General features: G+C 67.1%; 14 protein-coding genes and 1 tRNA gene. 10 read left to right on the top strand and 5 right to left on the bottom strand.

Features of this window, described 5'->3' with window-relative positions; translation table 11 throughout:
- Nucleotides 1–137: 137 nt before the first annotated feature.
- The 7 genes from NA12_RS22045 to NA12_RS22080 all read left to right on the top strand — a co-directional run bounded on the left by NA12_RS22045 (nt 138) and on the right by NA12_RS22080 (nt 9,018).
- Complete coding sequence (locus tag NA12_RS22045; RefSeq protein ID WP_067454417.1) at nt 138–1,100, top strand: metallophosphoesterase; 963 nt, start codon at nt 138–140, stop codon at nt 1,098–1,100.
- Nucleotides 1,101–1,689: 589 nt separating this feature from the next.
- Entirely contained in the window at nt 1,690–2,691 is a 1,002-nt protein-coding gene (locus NA12_RS33765) for a DUF8017 domain-containing protein (protein WP_132369753.1), read from the top strand.
- A 67-nt stretch (nt 2,692–2,758) separates the two neighbouring features.
- A tRNA-Pro gene (locus tag NA12_RS22060) sits at nt 2,759–2,832 on the top strand.
- Nucleotides 2,833–3,206: 374 nt separating this feature from the next.
- Nucleotides 3,207–3,911 carry a GntR family transcriptional regulator gene (locus NA12_RS22065; protein ID WP_067454426.1) on the top strand — a complete coding sequence of 235 codons (705 nt, stop codon included), beginning with the start codon at nt 3,207–3,209 and terminating at the stop codon, nt 3,909–3,911.
- A 10-nt stretch (nt 3,912–3,921) separates the two neighbouring features.
- The gene (atzF, locus tag NA12_RS22070; RefSeq protein ID WP_067454429.1) at nt 3,922–5,619 is read left to right on the top strand and encodes an allophanate hydrolase; all 1,698 of its coding nucleotides are present in this window, start codon (nt 3,922–3,924) and stop codon (nt 5,617–5,619) included.
- Nucleotides 5,620–6,351: 732 nt separating this feature from the next.
- On the top strand, nt 6,352–7,590 hold the full coding sequence (locus NA12_RS22075; protein ID WP_067454720.1) for an APC family permease: 1,239 nt from the start codon (nt 6,352–6,354) through the stop codon (nt 7,588–7,590).
- A 75-nt stretch (nt 7,591–7,665) separates the two neighbouring features.
- The gene (locus tag NA12_RS22080) at nt 7,666–9,018 is read left to right on the top strand and encodes a serine hydrolase domain-containing protein (protein ID WP_067454432.1); all 1,353 of its coding nucleotides are present in this window, start codon (nt 7,666–7,668) and stop codon (nt 9,016–9,018) included.
- A gap of 131 nt (nt 9,019–9,149) precedes the next feature.
- On the opposite strand, the gene NA12_RS22085 is transcribed toward NA12_RS22080, so the two are convergent.
- The 3 genes from NA12_RS22085 to NA12_RS22095 all read right to left on the bottom strand — a co-directional run bounded on the left by NA12_RS22085 (nt 9,150) and on the right by NA12_RS22095 (nt 12,164).
- Nucleotides 9,150–10,184 carry an aspartate-semialdehyde dehydrogenase gene (locus tag NA12_RS22085; protein ID WP_067454434.1) on the bottom strand — a complete coding sequence of 345 codons (1,035 nt, stop codon included), beginning with the start codon at nt 10,182–10,184 and terminating at the stop codon, nt 9,150–9,152.
- 3 nt (nt 10,185–10,187) lie between these two features.
- On the bottom strand, nt 10,188–11,453 hold the full coding sequence (locus tag NA12_RS22090) for an aspartate kinase (protein WP_067454437.1): 1,266 nt from the start codon (nt 11,451–11,453) through the stop codon (nt 10,188–10,190).
- Nucleotides 11,454–11,588: 135 nt separating this feature from the next.
- Nucleotides 11,589–12,164: a dihydrofolate reductase family protein gene (locus NA12_RS22095; protein ID WP_067454440.1), complete on the bottom strand. Its 576-nt coding sequence runs from the start codon at nt 12,162–12,164 to the stop codon at nt 11,589–11,591.
- A gap of 71 nt (nt 12,165–12,235) precedes the next feature.
- Here NA12_RS22095 and NA12_RS22100 point away from each other — a divergent pair, with 71 nt between their 5' ends.
- The 3 genes from NA12_RS22100 to NA12_RS22110 all read left to right on the top strand — a co-directional run bounded on the left by NA12_RS22100 (nt 12,236) and on the right by NA12_RS22110 (nt 14,633).
- Complete coding sequence (locus NA12_RS22100) at nt 12,236–12,808, top strand: TetR/AcrR family transcriptional regulator (RefSeq protein ID WP_371856013.1); 573 nt, start codon at nt 12,236–12,238, stop codon at nt 12,806–12,808.
- Between the two features lie 97 nt (nt 12,809–12,905).
- Entirely contained in the window at nt 12,906–13,364 is a 459-nt protein-coding gene (locus tag NA12_RS22105; protein ID WP_067454446.1) for an SRPBCC family protein, read from the top strand.
- A 66-nt stretch (nt 13,365–13,430) separates the two neighbouring features.
- Complete coding sequence (locus NA12_RS22110; RefSeq protein WP_067454449.1) at nt 13,431–14,633, top strand: low temperature requirement protein A; 1,203 nt, start codon at nt 13,431–13,433, stop codon at nt 14,631–14,633.
- Here the strand turns inward: NA12_RS22110 and NA12_RS22115 are convergent.
- Nucleotides 14,620–15,453: an ion transporter gene (locus tag NA12_RS22115; RefSeq protein WP_067454452.1), complete on the bottom strand. Its 834-nt coding sequence runs from the start codon at nt 15,451–15,453 to the stop codon at nt 14,620–14,622. The two genes, NA12_RS22110 and NA12_RS22115, sit on opposite strands and share 14 nt — an antisense overlap.
- A 117-nt stretch (nt 15,454–15,570) precedes the next feature.
- Entirely contained in the window at nt 15,571–17,181 is a 1,611-nt protein-coding gene (locus tag NA12_RS22120; RefSeq protein ID WP_084473010.1) for a GMC oxidoreductase, read from the bottom strand.
- Nucleotides 17,182–17,190 lie beyond the last annotated feature (9 nt).

Below are 17,190 nucleotides of genomic sequence, written 5' to 3' on the forward strand. Positions count from 1 at the left end.
ACATTTTTCCTATCGGCCCTGTTCCCCGCTCGGTCGCGCTCTCCACTCGGTCCGAAATCGGGCGGGTAGAGAAATTCCAGACCGTTTGTGCGGAAACACACGCGCCGATCCGGGAGGGGGTCGCCTATGCTGGACAAATGCCCGTTATCTCGACGTCCGCTGTCCGCCGAACCGCGTTGGGAGCCGCCGGGGCCGCCGTCGCGGGTATCGGCTACGCCACGCTGATCGAACGGAACGCGTTCGTCCTGCGCGAAGCCACGATGCCGGTGCTCGCGCCCGGGTCGCCGACATTGCGCATTCTGCACGTCAGCGACCTGCACATGATGCCGGGTCAGCAGCTCAAACAGCAGTGGCTGCGCGAACTCGACCGCCTCGAACCCGACCTGGTCGTGAATACCGGCGACAATCTTTCCCATCCCAAGGCCGTGCCCGCGGTGGTGCAATCCCTCGGTGCGCTGCTGGCTCGCCCCGGCTTGTTCGTGTTCGGTTCGAATGACTATTTCGCGCCGGTGCCGAAGAATCCGCTGAAGTATTTCAAGAAAGATCACCGTCGCGTCTACGGTGATCCGCTGCCGTGGCAGGACCTGCGCGCGGCATTCACCGAACGCGGCTGGCTCGACCTGACCCACACCCGGCGCGACCTCGAAGTGGCGGGCATTCGCATCGCCAGTGCCGGCGTCGACGACCCACACCTGCAGCGCGACCGCTACGACACGGTCGCGGGCGCACCGAACCAGCTGGCGCAGCTGAGCATCGGCGTCACGCACTCGCCTGAGCCGCGCGTGCTCGATCGCTTCGCCGAAGACGGCTACGACCTGGTGCTGGCCGGTCACACGCACGGTGGGCAGCTGGTGGTTCCCGGATACGGCGCGCTGGTCACCAACTGCGGCATCGACAAGTCGCGGGTGAAGGGCGCCTCCCAATGGGGCGAGCACACCCAGTTGCACGTCTCAGCGGGCATCGGCACCTCGCCGTGGGCTCCCTACCGCTTCTGCTGCCGCCCCGAGGCCACCCTGCTCACCCTGGTCGGCGCCCAGCCCAAGCGGCCCTCCGCTGACACCGGCTTCGGCATTTCGACCTCGGAGGCCGTAGCCCGCTAGGGTCTGGCTCCGAACGACATTGTCATTGAGGTGTCATCAGGAGACGACCGTGAGCAGTGGATCCGACGACAGGCGCGACGACCCGACCGTATTCGGCGGACCCGGCGCACCGAACCAGCCCGACCAGCAGTGGCGGCGGCCCGGTTCGCCGGATCAGAATGCGGAACCGCCGAATCCGGGCGCACCCGATCCCACTGCGGTGTGGACGCCGGGCAGCACCGGCCTGCCGCCGACTCTGCGCTGGGACGGTTCCGGCCCACCACCCGGGCTTCCTGAACCGACGCAGTGGACGCCGGCGGGTCCACAGGACTGGCAGAATTCCGGTAACCCTTCTGCGGGATACCAGGGGCAGGCCGACCCCACCCGAGTTCGTCAGCCGGGAGCGAATCCACCTGTGGGTCAGCAGGGTTCGAACCAGCAGTGGCATGGCACCAATCCGCCTGCTGGGCAACAGCCCCCCGGCCAACAGTGGCAGCCGGGGCCACCCGGCGCGAATTTGCCTGGCGGACAACCTGTTTCGAACCAGCAATGGCAGCCGAGCATGAATCCTCCTGCCGGGCAACAGCCGCCGGGTCAATGGGGTGCGCCGATGCCACCAGCTCAGCAGTGGGGCGCTCCCGCCGGTGGCCAGCAGTGGGGAGCGGGGGCTCCGGCGAATCCGCCCGGTCAGCACCAGTGGGGCGTACCGGCCGGGCAGGCCGATCCGACCAGGATCGGCGCACCAGGATGGCAACAGCCGGTACCGCAGCAGTACGGCGAGATCCCGCCGCTGGATCACAACGGGGTCCAGGCGTACGGCCAGCCTTTCCCGTCCAACCCGAAATCCGGGAACAAGGCGGCGATCTGGACCGCGGCAGGCGTGGCGGCACTGCTCCTGGTCGGCGCGACGATCACCGCGGTCGCGCTGACCCGCGGCGACGACGCACCGACCACAACCGCGGGAGCCACCCCGTCGATGGTCAGCGCGCTGTCCACCACACCGGCGCCGACCTCGTCGAGCAAGCCCAAACCCAGCACCACCACCCCTTCGCCCTCGGGCGCCGCATCGAACCGCAAACCCGTGATCGAGGGCTACCAGGTAGTCGCCTCCCCCGACCGTGGCGCTGCCTACGACGTCCCCGCGGGCTGGAAGGTCGCCACCGAAACCACCATCGGCGGCGTCGGCGAACCTCCCGGCGACTCGGTGGTCGGCAAGGGCTACGCCTCCGACGGCCGCGACTACTGCCCCAATTCCACCCGCACCATGTCGCTGCTCACCGGTTCGAAGAACGCCGACAACGCGGCGGCGGCCGCCGAACTCGGCACCAAGGCCGCTCCCCTCGCCTACCAGGGCTCCAAAGGCACCCCCGGCCCCGCCCAGCCCCTGAAGTCGATCGACGGCAAAACCGACGGCATGTTCGTCGAGACCACCGGCACGGTCCCCGCACCCAAACCCGGCTGCGCCGCCACCTACTCCGTCTACACCTACGCCTTCAAAGGCGCCAAGGACGGCAGTTTCGTCATGGTGATGATCGCCGACACCGGCGTCCCCGGCGCCATCGGCGCCGCCGAGGCCAAACGCATCTTCAGCTCCATCAGATCCCTCGACTAACCCCCACCTGACCAGCCAATTTAACGTTTCCCGACCCCACGTTGTAAGCTACTTCAGGTTCGCCTCACGGGGTGTGGCGCAGCTTGGTAGCGCGCTTCGTTCGGGACGAAGAGGTCGCAGGTTCAAATCCTGTCACCCCGACGTGTTGGTTGAGACACAGAAGAGCCCCTGATCAGTTCACTGGTCAGGGGCTCTTCGCTTGTCTGTGGGGATTTGCGGTCGAGGGGGTTCGGCCAGCAGATGGTGAGGGCGGTGACGGAGATCAGGCCGAGGATGAGGGCCAGGATGGTGGGGCACATGGTCACCCTTCCGGGGTGAGCGGAGGTGGGGGTCGGGTCGTGGTTCGAGTGTGGGCGCCGGCATGGCGGGTGGGGTTACCTGCGTGTTCGAGGTTGGTTGAGAAGTTCTCCCCACGCGCGGCCGTGGATGGTGAGGACGCCGGTGTGAGCAAGCGATAACGTGGCGCTTACTTTCTGTCACTTGATAGAAATTAGCGGTCGATAGCGTATACACCCATGTCGACAAGGGTGGATGCACCGGGTGATGGCTCGGGAAGGCCGTTGCGCGATGTCGTGTATTCGACGTTGCGGGGCGAGTTGATGAACGGGGATATCCGGTTCGGGCAGCGGCTCACCGAGCCGAAGCTGTCGACCAGATTCGGGATCTCCCGTACGCCGGTTCGGGAGGCGCTCACGATGCTCTGCTCGGACGGGTTGTTGCAACGAGAGGAGTTCGGGTTCAGCCCGGTGCGGCCGAGCGTGGCGCGGATTCGCGATCTCTACGAGCTGCGCCTGACCCTGGAACTGGGTGGGATGACGCGCGTCAGATCGGATCCGCGGATCACACACGACGCGGCCCTGTTACGCGCCGAGCGGCACAGGTGGCTCACTCTGCAGGCCGACCCGCCCGCCCAGGAGCCGGGTTTCGTCGTCGTCGACGAGGAATTCCACGTCGCCCTGCTGACCGCGGCGGGCAATGCCGAGATGGTGCGCGCCCTGGTGGCGGTGAACTCCCGGATCCGGCATGTGCGCATGTACGACTTCATGATCAACAACCGCATCGAGACCACGATCAGCGAGCACCTCGGCATTCTCGACGCCGTCCTCGCCGGCGATCTCACCCTGGCCGAGCGGCTCCTGCACACCCACATCGGCGACTCGCTGGATGTGGTGCTCGACCGGATCTCGCGTGCTGTCGCCGCCATGTCTCTGAGTGAATAGAGGAGCGTCAATGTCTGTAACGCCGACCGAGCGGGTCGCCGCCGCCTACGCACGGATCGCCGAGGTGGATCGGCCGGAGGTCTGGATCACGCTGCGTTCGCAGGCGGTGCTGACGACCGAAGCCGGCGAGCTGCAACGCCGGGTCGCCGGGGGCGAGGAACTCCCGCTGGCGGGCCTGCTCCTCGCGGTGAAGGACAACGTCGACGTGGCGGGATTGCCCACCACCGCTGCCTGCCCCGAATTCGCCTACGAGGCAACCGAAACCGCCACCGCCGTGCAGCGGCTGGTAGAGGCGGGCGCACTGGTTCTCGGCAAGACCAACCTCGACCAGTTCGCCACCGGTCTCGTCGGCACTCGCAGTCCCTACGGTGCCGTGCGCAATGCGCTGCATCCCGAGTTGATCTCGGGCGGTTCGAGTTCGGGCTCGGCGGTGGCTGTCGCGCTCGGTATCGCCGACCTCGCCATCGGCACCGATACCGCGGGTTCGGGCCGCGTGCCCGCCGCACTACACGGGATCGTCGGCATCAAGGCCACCCTCGGCGTGATCCCCGCCCATGGCGTCGTTCCCGCCTGCGCCGACTATGACGCGGTCACCATTTTCGCCGCCGACTTGGACCTGGCCGTCACCGCCACAAAGATCATGGCGGGCAGGGATTCCCGAGATCCGCGCAGTCGGGAATGGCCCGCCGACATCCGTCTCTCGGCCTCCGCCGAGCCGAAGATCGCGATCCCCCGCCCCGAAGACCTCGAACCGCTGAGCCCGGCCTACCGCACTGCCTTCGCCGAAACAGTTGCCGCCCTGCGTGATCAGGGCCTGCGGATCACCGAAATCGACATCTCACCGCTTCTCGACGCGGCCCGCCTGCTCTACGACGGCGCGATAGTCGCGCAGCGATACGCGGCGGTCGGCGAGTTCGTCGACAAGGGCGCACCGGGTCTCGACCCTACGGTAGCCGGAATAGTCAGTGCTGCAAGCGAACTCGGCGCACACGTCTACGCCCACGACCAGGACACCCTGGCCCGTACCCGCACCATCGCGACAACACTGCTCGACGACTTCGACGGCCTGCTGCTCCCCACCACCACCGAGCACCCTTCGATCGCCGACGTCGAAGCCGACCCGCTCGCGATCAACCGCCGCCTCGGCACCTACACGAACTTCTGCAACCTGCTCGACTTCGCCGCCGTCGCGATTCCCGGCAAACCCGCGGCCGACGGTCTCCCGTTCGGCGTGACGGTGGTAGTCCCCGCTTTCGCCGACCAACTCGCGATCGACCTCTGCGCCCGCATCACCGGCACCCCCGCACCGCTACTCGTGGAAACCGGTGTGCCCCTTGCCGTTTTCGGCGCCCACCTACGCGGCCAGCCGCTGCACTGGCAACTCGAACAGCTGGGCGCGCGCTTCGCGGGCGAGATCACCACCACCGATGCCTACCGCCTCACCGCCCTTGATACCTCCCCGGCCAAACCCGGCCTGGTCCGCCACGGTGCCGGACAGGGCGCACCGATTCTCGGCGAACTGTTCCTGGTTTCCCCCGCCGGCCTCGGCCGATTCCTCGCCGAACTTCCGCCGCCGATGGCGCTGACCAGTATCGATCTCGCCGACGGACGCGCGGTGGTCGGCTTCGCCTGCAGCTACGACGCCGCCGTCGCCGCTACCGACATCACCCCGTACGGGAGTTGGGTGGCCTACCTACGGGATCGGTGACCACCATCCCTACGCAAACGTCCGGGCCGATCACCCCTCGACCGACCGGCCCGGCACGCGTACTCATCGACACAACGTGGAACAGCGTCGGCCCAGCCCGTCGGTGTGGTTACCGTCGGCAGTGCGTCTTCAGCGTCTGGAAGAGCCACCTTCTGGTCTGCACCGCCGGGTCCGACCGATCACCCCTCGAGACCGATCGGACCCGGTTGTTCCGGTGTCTGAAGCAACAATGCGGTGTCGGTCTCTAGAGCTTCTTAAGAACAACTTGTCGGCGAAGGCGGGTTTTCGGCGATGATGGATGGACCGACGCAAGGAGATCGACTATGGAAACCGCGATCGTCTGGGTGCTGGCCTGCCTGCTGTACTGGTTCAGCAACTTCTGACCCCTGACTCCGTCCACGAGAAAGCCATGAACACGGCCCTCGACACGAGGCAGGTCCGCGCATCGCCGGACCTGCCTCGTGCGGTTGCGCGGATCACATCCAGCGGCCGGAATAGTTCACCGACAGTGGCCGTTGAAACCACTGTCGACGTCCGAACAGCCCCGGGCCTCACCCCATCTGTCGCTACGAGCGACCACCCGCCGAGAGGCGCTTGTGGGGCGTCGGCACCCTGACGGGCCGTCCTCGAGGCGGCCTATCGACTCGAACGCCGCCAGGTCACCCTCATCGACCTGGCGGCGTTTGTCGTATCCGGGTCGCGCTGTTCGCGCGCGTGCTCGAGGATGGGGTCATGGCTTCGGATGGGCGGTTGCAGCGGGGGTTGGGGTTGGGGGATTCGGTGGTGGTGGGGCTGGGGGCGATGGTGGGGGCCGGGGTGTTCGCGGCGTTGGGGCCCGCGGCGGGGGTGAGTGGGTCGTGGTTGCTCGTGGCTTTGGGGGTGGCGGCGGTCGTCGCCTACTGCAACGCGATGTCCTCGGCGCGATTGGCCGCGTTGTATCCGGTGTCCGGGGGGACGTATGTGTACGGGCGCGAGCGGCTCGGGGCGTTCTGGGGGTACGTGGCGGGGTGGGGGTTCGTGGTCGGGAAGACGGCGTCGTGTGCGGCGATGGCGTTGACGGTGGGCAGTTACGCCTGGCCGGGCCAAGCGCACGCGGTGGCGGTGGGGGCCGTGGTGCTGACGACGGCGATCAACTATGTGGGAGTGCAGAAGTCCGCGCTGGCTTCGCGGGTGATCGTGGGGGTGGTGTTGGCGGTGCTGGCAGCGGTTGTAGTGGTGGGGATCGGCGGAAATCATTCAGGGGCAACGGTTCTCGATAGGGAGATCGGGCCGTACGGGGTCTTGCAGGCGGCGGGGTTGTTGTTCTTCGCGTTCGCCGGGTACGCGCGGATCGCCACCCTCGGCGAGGAGGTGCGCGCGCCCGAACGGACCATTCCGCGGGCGATCATGCTCGCCCTGGCCGTGGCGCTGGCGGTATACGCGCTGGTGGCGGTGGCCGCGCTGCTGACGCTGGGGTCGGGCGGGCTGGCCGCCGCGCATGACCCGCTCGCACAGGTCGTCGAGGCGGCGGGCGCGGGCGGGTTGGCGCCGGTGGTTCGGGTGGGTGCGGTGCTGGCGGCGGCGGGTTCGCTGATGGCGTTGATCCTGGGAGTCTCGCGAACCACGCTGGCGATGGCGCGCGACGGCCACCTGCCGAGGGCCCTGGCCCGGATCCATCCGACATACGCGGTCCCGCATCGGGCCGAGCTCGCGGTGGGTGTGGTGGTGGCGGTACTCGCGGCGACCATGGATCTGCGCGCGGCGATCGGGTTCTCGTCGTTCGCGGTGCTCGCGTACTACCTCGTCGCCAACCTGTCGGCGGCCACGCTCACCGGCGCCGAGGGGCGACCGAGTCGCTGGGTTCCGGTGCTCGGCGCGGTGGGTTGCGTGGTGGTCGGATTCGCGTTGCCGATCGGGTCGGTACTGGCCGGGCTCGGCGTGCTCGCCGTCGGTGCGGGGGTGTATGGGTTTCGCAGTGTTGCGGCGCGGTGAACATACCGTTGATCAGTGCGTTTCGCGGCCGCGCTATACAGGTTACGGTGCGTGGCACGGGCTACTCTCGGCCGCATGCGGCACATCACGAGCGTTTTCGCGGGAACGATCGCTGCGGTGCTGACCTCGGCGTGCCTATTCGCCGTACCGGCCGACGCGGCGCCGACAACGACCTGTGCGGTGACCTCGGGTCGCGACCTGCAACGGGCCGAGCCCGCTCAGGTCGGGATGGACTCGGTGAAACTCGAAGCGGCACTGCAGTTCGCGGCGACGCGCAACCGGCTCAATGTCCAGATCTTCCGGCACAACTGCCTCGTCGGCGAAGGGCTGCGCAACCACGAGACGGGCAATACACCGTGGAACATCTGGAGCGTCACCAAGTCGGTGGTGTCGATGCTGACCGGAATCGCCTCCGACGAAGGCAAAATCGACATCACCGCTCCCATCGACCGCTATCTGCCGCCCGGCCTCGGCGACGCGGCGCACCGGTCGATCACCGTCGAGAACCTGCTCACCGAGACCTCCGGAATGCAGGTGGGCGTGCTGTCCGAGGGCGTCACCGCGGTGATCCCGATCGACCCGCACTCGGCGGTGCAGGCACTGTCGGTGCAGTTGACCAACCCGCCCGGCACCACGTTCAGCTACAGCCAGCGCAATGTCGACCTGCTGTCGTACGTGATCGAGCTGGCCGTGGGCGAACCACTGCAGCAGTTCGCGCAGCGGGAGTTGTTCGACCCGCTCGGCATCCCGCGCAGCGACTACTACTGGGCCAGTGACCGATCCGGCCACACCTACGGTTACGCCCATCTCATGCTGCCTCCCAACGACCTGGCCAAGATCGGGCTGCTCGTCGCCAACGACGGCCGCTGGGGCGCCGACCGCGTGCTCTCCTCGGACTATCTGCGCAAAGCCCGTACACCGTCGAAGGCGAACAGCTGCTACGGCTACCTGTTCTGGCTCGGCGCCGAGTGCAGCGAATCCCCCGCCTTCATGCCCGCGGACAGCTATTTCATGTCCGGGCTCGGCCTGCAGAACGTGTTCTTCCTGCCGAGCCTCGACCTGACGGTGATGTGGACCGGCCCCTTCGGCAACCAGACCGCCTACGGCCCGAGCGGCATTCTCGCGCACGCTGTGGAACTGCCCCACGAGTTCTTCCGCCGTCTGTTCGCCGCCGTCACCGACACCCAGGTGCCGGTCACCGCACCCTATGTCGAGCCCTCGCTCGAATTCGACGCGGCCAAACTCATCGACGCCAACATCCTGCTGGCCGTCTTCGGCATCGGCCCCGGCGCCTATCCCGGCTGCACCGTCTTCAACTGCCTCAACCAACCACTGGCCGCCCCCTTCGCCAGCATCCCCCCCGGCTGCGCCATCCTCGCCTGCGTCGGCAACGACCCCCGCACCCCCGGCATCCGCCCGATCCGCTGAACCCGACCCACGAACAACCGCACTCCCAACCCCGTCCCCGCGACCCCTAGGGAGCGGCGGCCACGAAGTGGCCGGTCCGCGGCCCCTCAGGGCCGCGAACACGCGCGCGCCAGCGCGCCGACAAACCCAACTCAGCGGTTCGCGAGCAGAACTTCCGCGATCTGAATCGTGTTGAGGGCGGCACCCTTTCGCAGGTTGTCACCCGAGATGAACAGTGCGAGACCACGACCGCTCGGCACGCCCGGATCCTGGCGGATGCGGCCGACGAGCGAGTCGTCCTGGCCCGCGGCGGCCAGCGGAGTCGGCACGTCGACCAGACGTACGCCCGCCGCCTCGGCCAGCAGTTCCTTGGCCTGCTGCACCGAAATCGGTTCGGCGAATTCGGCATTGATCGACAGCGAGTGCCCGGTGAAGACCGGAACACGCACGCAGGTACCGCTCACCAGCAGGTCGGGCAGGCCGAGGATCTTGCGACTCTCGTTGCGCAGCTTCTGATCTTCGTCGGTCTCGAAGGACCCGTCGTCGACCAGGCCGCCGGCCAGCGGGATCACGTTGAAGGCGATCGGCGCGACGTAGTTGTTCGGCGCGGGGAACTCGGCGGCCGAACCATCGTGCACCAGCTTCTCCGCGTCGGCCGATACCGCGCGGATCTGCGAGGCGAGTTCCTCGACACCGGCGAGCCCGGATCCGGAGACAGCCTGGTAGGACGACACGATCAGACGCTGCAAACCGGCCACATCGTGCAGCGGCTTGAGCACCGGCATCGCGGCCATGGTGGTGCAGTTCGGGTTGGCGATGATGCCCTTGGGCAGGTTGCGGGTGGCCTCGGGGTTGACCTCCGACACCACCAGCGGCACATCGGGATCCTTGCGCCAGGCCGAGGAGTTGTCGATCACGGTGACGCCCGCCGCGGCGAAGCGCGGGGCCTGCACTCGCGACATGGTGGCGCCCGCGGAGAAGAGCGCGATGTCGAGACCCGACGGATCGGCCGTCTCGGTGTCCTCGACGACGATCTCACCGCCGCGCCACGGCAGCGTCTTGCCCGCCGAACGCGAGGACGCGAAGAACCGCACCTCATCGGCCGGGAAGTCGCGCTCTTCGAGCAGCTTGCGCATGACGGCGCCGACCTGACCGGTCGCGCCGACGACCCCTACACGTACACCCATTGCTTAACGCCCCGTTCCGCCGTGGACGACAGCGGCTTCGTCGCCGCCGAGATCGAATGCCTTGTGCAACACCTGCACCGCTTCATCCAGTTCCGTGTCACGCACGAGTACCGAGATCCGGATCTCGGAGGTGGAGATCAGGTCGATGTTGACGCCCGCGTTGGCCAGCGCCTCACAGAAGGTGGCGGTGACGCCCGGGTGCGACTTCATACCCGCGCCGACCAGGGAGACCTTGCCGATGTGGTCATCGGAGAGGATCTCGGCGAAGCCGATCTCGTCCTGTCGCTCGGTGAGCTTCTGCACCGCGCGGACGAGGTCGGTCTTGGGGCAGGTGAAGGTGATGTCGGTCTTGCCCGTGTCGACCTTGGAGATGTTCTGCAGCACCATGTCGATGTTGATCTCGGCGTCGGCCACCGCGCGGAACACCTTGGCCGCGTAGCCCGGCTCGTCGGGCAGGGCGACGACGGTCACCTTGGCCTCGCTGCGGTCGTGTGCGACGCCGGTCAGGATTGCCTGCTCCACGGGAATGTCCTCCATCGATCCGAAAACAGTGGTGCCGATCTTGTCGGTGTAGGACGACCGAACATGAACGGGAACGTTGTAGCGGCGCGCGTACTCCACGCAGCGCAGCATGAGCACCTTCGACCCGCAGGCCGCCATCTCGAGCATCTCCTCGTAGGAGATGTTGTCGAGTTTCTGGGCGTCGGGGACGATGCGCGGGTCGGCGGAGAAGATGCCGTCGACATCGGTGTAGATCTCGCAGACATCGGCCTTCAACGCCGCGGCCAGCGCGACGGCGGTGGTGTCGGAACCGCCGCGGCCCAGCGTGGTGACGTCCTTGCTGTCCTGGCTCACACCCTGGAAGCCGGCCACCAGCACGATCTGACCTTCGGCCAGTGCTTCTTGCAGGCGGCCGGGAGTCACGTCGATGATCTTGGCGTTGCCGTGCGCGCCGGTGGTGATCACGCCTGCCTGCGAACCGGTGAACGAGCGAGCCTCGGCGCCGAGCGTGTGAATTGCCATGGCCACCAAGGCATTCGAGATGCGCTCGCCGGAGGTGAGTAACATGTCCATCTCGCGAGCCGGCGGCGCCGGGGCCACCTGCTCCGCGAGATCGAGCAATTCATCGGTCGTGTCGCCCATCGCCGAGCACACGACGACTACGTCGTGCCCCTGCTTCTTGGTCTCCACGATCCGTTCAGCGACGCGCCGGATCCGCTCGGCGGTAGCCACCGAGGATCCTCCGTACTTCTGAACTACGAGAGCCACAGCAGGTCCTTCACGATCGAGTGTCAGGTCGGTATCAGCGACCAAGAGTACCGGGCTCGGGCCACCGGTTCGGCTGCTACCTACCTACCCTGTGGAAAACGACACAGGCTTGTCACCTGTGGATAACCGCCGAATTCAGCTTCGATCGAACCAGGTGACCTGCGCGCCGCTGTCGAATTCCTTCCGTCGGGTCGGGGTGAAAAGTGTCGGTTGGAAGACGCCGGTGAAGGCGGGGATACCCGCGCCCGCGATGACCGGATAGCTCTTGATGATCAGTTGGTCGATCTCGCCGAGCAGTTGACCCGCGAGGTTCCCGCCGCCACACAACCAGATATCGAGGCCGTCGTGCCGCTTGAGTTCGCGCACCAATTCGACCGGATCGCCGTCGACGATCTCGACGTTGGGGGCGTCTACCGGACCCAACGACGAGGAGAAGACGAACTGCCGCATGTGGGCGAACGGACTGAGGATGCCCGCGTCGTAGGCCGCCGCGTAGGTGCCGCGACCCATGAGCATCGTGTCCCAGCTCTTGTTGGGCGTGTCGACGTCGATGCCGAAGTGCGGGCGCAGGTGGACCGGGACGGCCTCGGGGAATTCGGCGTTGAGCCAGCCCGAGTATTCCGGCGGCGTCGGATAGAACTCGTACTCACCGCCGGGGCCCGCGATGTAGCCGTCGAGGGAGACGCCGATGTAGTAGACGAGCTTTCGCATGGTTACCGCCTCAGGTGTTGTACTCTGATTGAAGTGGTTTGAACGTAGTACTACAGATGGAGTGGTGTCAAGTGCGAACTAATCCCGAACGACGACAAGCGCTACTCGACGCGGCCATCGAGGTGCTCGCCGACGAGGGCGCTCGCGGCCTCACCTTCCGCGCGGTGGACAAACAGGCGGGCGTCCCCGCGGGCACGGCGTCGAACTACTTCGCCAACCGCGACGAGCTACTCACCCAGGCCGGTGTCCGCTTCTACGAGGTGGTGCAACCGAGCGAGGAGACGATGGCCCTGGTCAGCGACGGGCCGAAGGACATCGAGAACATCACCGCGCTGATGAAAGAGGTGGTCGGGCGGATCGAATCGCATCGCAAGGCCTACCTCGCCCTGCTGGAACTTCGCCTGGAGGCCACCCGGCGCCCCGAACTGCGTACGGTGCTCACCGAACGCGTCCGGGCCGACATCGATTTCAATGTCCGCAACCATCTGGCGTCCGGGCTGCCCGGCGACGCGGAGTCGGTACTACTGCTCTATCTGGCGCTCAACTGGCTCATCGTCGAACACCTCACGCTGCCCGGAATCTTCTCCGAACGGGAGAGTATGGCGCTGATCGAAACGGCCGTCGAGCGTGTGATAAGCAGCTGACCCGGTCATATGTCCAGACCGTAGACGTGTTGACGATCACTGGCACCACTGTGCACAATCGGGCCGAAAGCTGCGGGGGTTCGGAGGATAGACACAGATGCGCTCGAAGATCGACATCCGATTCACCGTTGACGCCGGGATAGACCAAGTGATGGACGCACTGCTGGCCGTTGACCTGATGTCGGAGTGGTCGACTTCGCTCAGCGATGTCAGAGTCGGGCCGCGCGATGCCGACGGCAAGCCGCGCCGAGTTTTCGCCACCGCCCACTTCCTCGGCAACTCCGACGCCCAGGTCCTCGAATACTCCTGGGAGCGGTACCGCTCGGAATGGCGGGTCGTCGACAGCAGTCGTGGTTCCAAGGGCGGCGGCTGGATCGAACTGGTCGAAGCCCCCGAGGGTACCGAGGTCGACTACCACGTGGAGCTCTCGCTTCCGCTGCCCATACCGGGCATCCTGTTCAACCGCACCCTGCGCAAACTGCACGAGGAGACGGTCGCGAACTTCATCGACTTCGCCGAGCGGTATCCAGAGGTCGGCGGCTTCGCGGTCGGCTAGTTGCGCCGTCCGCGAAACAACCGGCCTCGCGCGCGAATCGTGGCCGTGGGTGCGACGATTGACGCCATGATCGGAAATCGACGGCTCCGGTTCCGGCCGGTCACCGCGGACAGCTCGGTGACCCAGCTCGAATTGTTCTTCGACCTGGTCATCGTGTTCGCCTTCACGATGGTCACCGACCTGGCCGCCGACGAGACCACCGCGGCGAACATGCTGCGGGCCACGCTGGTCCTGGCCCTGATGTGGTGGCTGTGGATCGCCTACTCGTGGCTGGGCAATGTGGTGCGCGCCGACGAGGGCATCGCGCGGGTCGGCATGTTCGTCGCGATGGGCGGCGCGTTCATCGCCGCGCTCACGATTCCCGAGGCGTTCAGCGATCTGCCCGGCGGCTGGTTCGGGCCGCTGGTCTTCGCCATCGCCTATCTGGTGGTGCGGCTGGTACACGTCGGCATCTTCTGGGCGATCAGCGCCGAGGACTCCCAGCTGCGCGGGCAACTGCTGCGCTGGGCGCTGGGTTCGATCACCATCGGCACCACGCTGCTGGTGATCGCGGCGATGACCACGGGCCTGACCCAGATCCTGCTGTGGGTCGCCGCCATCGTCGGCGACATGGTGTGGACCTTCATCGCGGGAACCGACTGGCGAATCAATTCGGCCAAGCACTTCGCCGAACGCTACGGGCTGATCGTCATCGTGGCGCTCGGCGAATCGATCGTCTCGATCGGCATCGGGGTGGCGGGCCTGCCGATCTCCTGGCCGATCGCGCTCGGCTCGATGCTCGGGCTCGCGGTATCGGGTCTGCTGTGGTGGCTCTACTTCGACGTCGCCGCGATCTCGATCGAGCACAGCTTCGCCCATGCCAGGGGCGCGCACCAGATCAAGATCGCGCAGAACAGCTACACCTACGGGCATTTCCCGATGATCGTCGGCGTCATCGCGCTCTCGCTCGGGCTGAAGAAGGTGCTGTACTACGTCGGCGACTCCTCACACCACACGCTCACCGACGCGCTCTACGGCATCCCGCTCGGCGCGCTCTACGCCGGACCGGCCCTGTTCATTCTCGGCGTCGTGGCGGCGAAGTACTTCGCCACGAAATCGGTGTCGATTGCCCGGGTGATCACCGCGGCGCTACTTTTCGCGCTGATCCCGGTTGCCGCGCACCTGCCCGCGCTCGCCTCGCTCGCCCTGCTCTGCGCGCTGCTGGCCGCGCTGGTGATCTTCGAGACCCTGCGCTTCGCCCAGCCGCGCGACCGGATCAGACACGCTTGATCTGACCGAGGTGGTGGCGCACGCCGTGCTCGGCGGGCGTCGCCCCTCGATGCGAGGGCGGCACCGTCACCCCGGCCCGCACCGCGTCGTTGATCTGGTCGAGGTTCTCCCGCAGCATGTCGGCGACGAGTTCGTCGGTGCGCGGGTCGTCGAGTAGTTGGCGCAGCATCCGGTACACCGTGTCGGCGACGAGCCGGATGATGTCGTCGTGGAACGGGAGGTAGCGCAGTTTGCCGGTCTGCGGGTCGTTCTTGATCAGGTCCATGATCAGCTGGTCGACCTCGGCGTGGTTCTCCTCCAGCGCGGCGGAGATGTTCTGGGTGTAGTGGCCCGCGCGCAGGACTTTGGAGACCTCGTCGAGAATCGCGATCGTCATCGGGCGCTTGATCACATCGACGATCGTGCCGACGAACCGGTTGACGATCGTCGCGGTGACCCGTTCCCCCATCGCCCGGTCGGCCACCCGGCCGAGCCGGATCAAGATCACCACGATCCGCAGCAGCCGGAACCCGCGGAACAGCGGGCTGGTCACCGGGATCATGCCGAGGACTTCGTACCAGTAGATGAACGGGAACGACCACGGCCAGCCCGCCCGCCGCCAGCGCCAGACGAACTCGACGAGGAAGATCGCGCAGATCGAGGTGTCGACGATGACGATCGCGTGATAGGTCGGGGCGCTGACGTGGAAGAAGGTGATCCACACGACCAGCACCACCGAGATGATCGCGAGGATCAGCATGAGGATGTCGGTACGCAGCGTCGGCGTCTTCGAGCGCACGTCCGGCAGGGCCTCGACCCGTTCGATCCCCGGTGAAGCCACTGTTGCTCCTGAATATCTGGCGGTCGGCGCCGCGTAGGTCGGCCTTGATAGCGCTGCCCACGCTAATTGGTCGGCCGACCTCACGCGGGCAGTTACCGACGCCGGTCGGTGGCGTGTTCAGCCCCGCAGGGCGGCCTCGATATTGCGTTCCGCCAGCGCGGTGATGGTCAGTGACGGGTTGACAGTCGCGGTGCTGCCGGGAATCGCGGCGCCGTCCATCACATAGAGGCCGGGGTGTCCGTGGACGTGGCCGAAAGCGTCGGTGGCCTTGCCGAGGACCGCGCCGCCGAGCGGGTGCGCGGTGAACTGGGCGTTGGCGTCGTAGCCGAGGGCGCCGTACTCGGCGATCGCGTTCGCGCGATCGGCGATCCGGCGATCGACCGCACGGGCCGCCCCGGCGACCGCGTCCTGCGTTCGGGCCGACCAGTTCAGGCCGACACCGCCCGAGGCCGCGTGATAGCCGAAACGGGCGCGGGTCGGGTCGAGGACCATGCCCAGCGAGGCCAGCGCACCGGTCTCGAACGGGATGCCGGGGATGTACCAGTTCTCCAGGGTGAGCGGGACGCTGGACTCGTCGTAGATCCGGCTGGCGCTCGGCACGCCTTGACCCTGGCCCGCGATGGCGCTCGCGCCCCGGGCCAGCACCACGTCGCCGTTGGTGCCGAAGCCGTCGCCGATGTGCTCGTTGAGATTGGGCAGCGCGCCGGTGGCTTGCGCGCGGACCAGCAGCTCCGATGTGCCGACGGAGCCCGCGCCGAGGAACAGCTTGTCGCAGGTCAGGTTGCGGGTGCTCAGCACCTGACCGGTCGGGGCCAGCTTCGACACGGTGACCACGAACCTGCCGTTCGCTTCCTGGGCGATGGCGTCGACGCGGTGGCCGGGGAAGACCTGGGACCTGCCGGTCTCGCGGGCGTAGCGCAGGTAGTTCTGGTTGAGGTCGAACTTGGCGCCGTTGGAGTTGCCGAGGTTCGAGCGGGCCGAGGTGGCCGACGCGCGAGACTTTCCGGCGAGCTCGCTGCGCAGCACGTCCCAGGTGAAGATCGAGTCGTTGGGCAGCGGCTGGTATCCGGCAGCTCGCACCTGAGCGTCCCAGGCACGCGCGTGCGCGAACGGCGAGGAGTTGTAGATGTCGGCCGGCATGGTGTCCAGGCGCAGCATCTGGCGCACCCGCGGGTAGTAGACGCTGTCCAGCTCGCCGTAATCGACGACGCCACCGAAGACCTGGTCGAACAGCCTGCGTTCCGGAGCGATCATGGCCCCGGTGAAGATCACCGAGCCGCCTCCGACCGCGGCGGCCCGCCACACGTCGAGCCCGGAATACTCGGTCACATCCAGCACTCCGCCGAACGCGCTGAAACTCATCGGCACCTTGGTGACGCCGGTGAAGCTGGTGCGATGCCAGAAACCGCGGCCGTCGGGCAGGTCGTCGCCGGTGAAGATCTCGCGCCACGGGTCGGTCGGCCAGTGCGAACCGCGCTCGAGCACAGTGTTGGCGATCCCCGCCTCGGCCAGACGAAGCGCGGTGACGGCGGCGCCGAAGCCGGATCCGATCACGATGGCCTGCGTATGCGCGGGTGCGTCCGGGATGGGCGCGAAGATCTCCGGTACCCAGGACCGGAACATCGCCTCGCGCGGATCCGCCGTAGCGGGCGCGTGCGCCAGCGTCGTTCCCACAGCACCGGCAACAGCCGCCAGCCCCGCCGCCTTGAAAAAGGCACGTCTGTGCACCAGGCCACC

Source organism: Nocardia alba NBRC 108234 (assembly GCF_001612665.1).
Taxonomy (GTDB): Bacteria; Actinomycetota; Actinomycetes; order Mycobacteriales; family Mycobacteriaceae; genus Nocardia; species Nocardia alba.

Bases quoted from the DNA above. Each gene is read 5' to 3' on its own strand.
- NA12_RS22045 (WP_067454417.1), top strand. From the start codon at position 138: ATGCCCGTTATCTCGACGTCCGCTGTCCGCCGAACCGCGTTGGGAGCC.
- NA12_RS33765 (WP_132369753.1), top strand. From the start codon at position 1,690: ATGCCACCAGCTCAGCAGTGGGGCGCTCCCGCCGGTGGCCAGCAGTGG.
- NA12_RS22065 (WP_067454426.1), top strand. From the start codon at position 3,207: ATGTCGACAAGGGTGGATGCACCGGGTGATGGCTCGGGAAGGCCGTTG.
- atzF (WP_067454429.1), top strand. From the start codon at position 3,922: ATGTCTGTAACGCCGACCGAGCGGGTCGCCGCCGCCTACGCACGGATC.
- NA12_RS22075 (WP_067454720.1), top strand. From the start codon at position 6,352: ATGGCTTCGGATGGGCGGTTGCAGCGGGGGTTGGGGTTGGGGGATTCG.
- NA12_RS22080 (WP_067454432.1), top strand. From the start codon at position 7,666: ATGCGGCACATCACGAGCGTTTTCGCGGGAACGATCGCTGCGGTGCTG.
- NA12_RS22085 (WP_067454434.1), bottom strand. From the start codon at position 10,184: ATGGGTGTACGTGTAGGGGTCGTCGGCGCGACCGGTCAGGTCGGCGCC.
- NA12_RS22095 (WP_067454440.1), bottom strand. From the start codon at position 12,164: ATGCGAAAGCTCGTCTACTACATCGGCGTCTCCCTCGACGGCTACATC.
- NA12_RS22105 (WP_067454446.1), top strand. From the start codon at position 12,906: ATGCGCTCGAAGATCGACATCCGATTCACCGTTGACGCCGGGATAGAC.
- NA12_RS22110 (WP_067454449.1), top strand. From the start codon at position 13,431: ATGATCGGAAATCGACGGCTCCGGTTCCGGCCGGTCACCGCGGACAGC.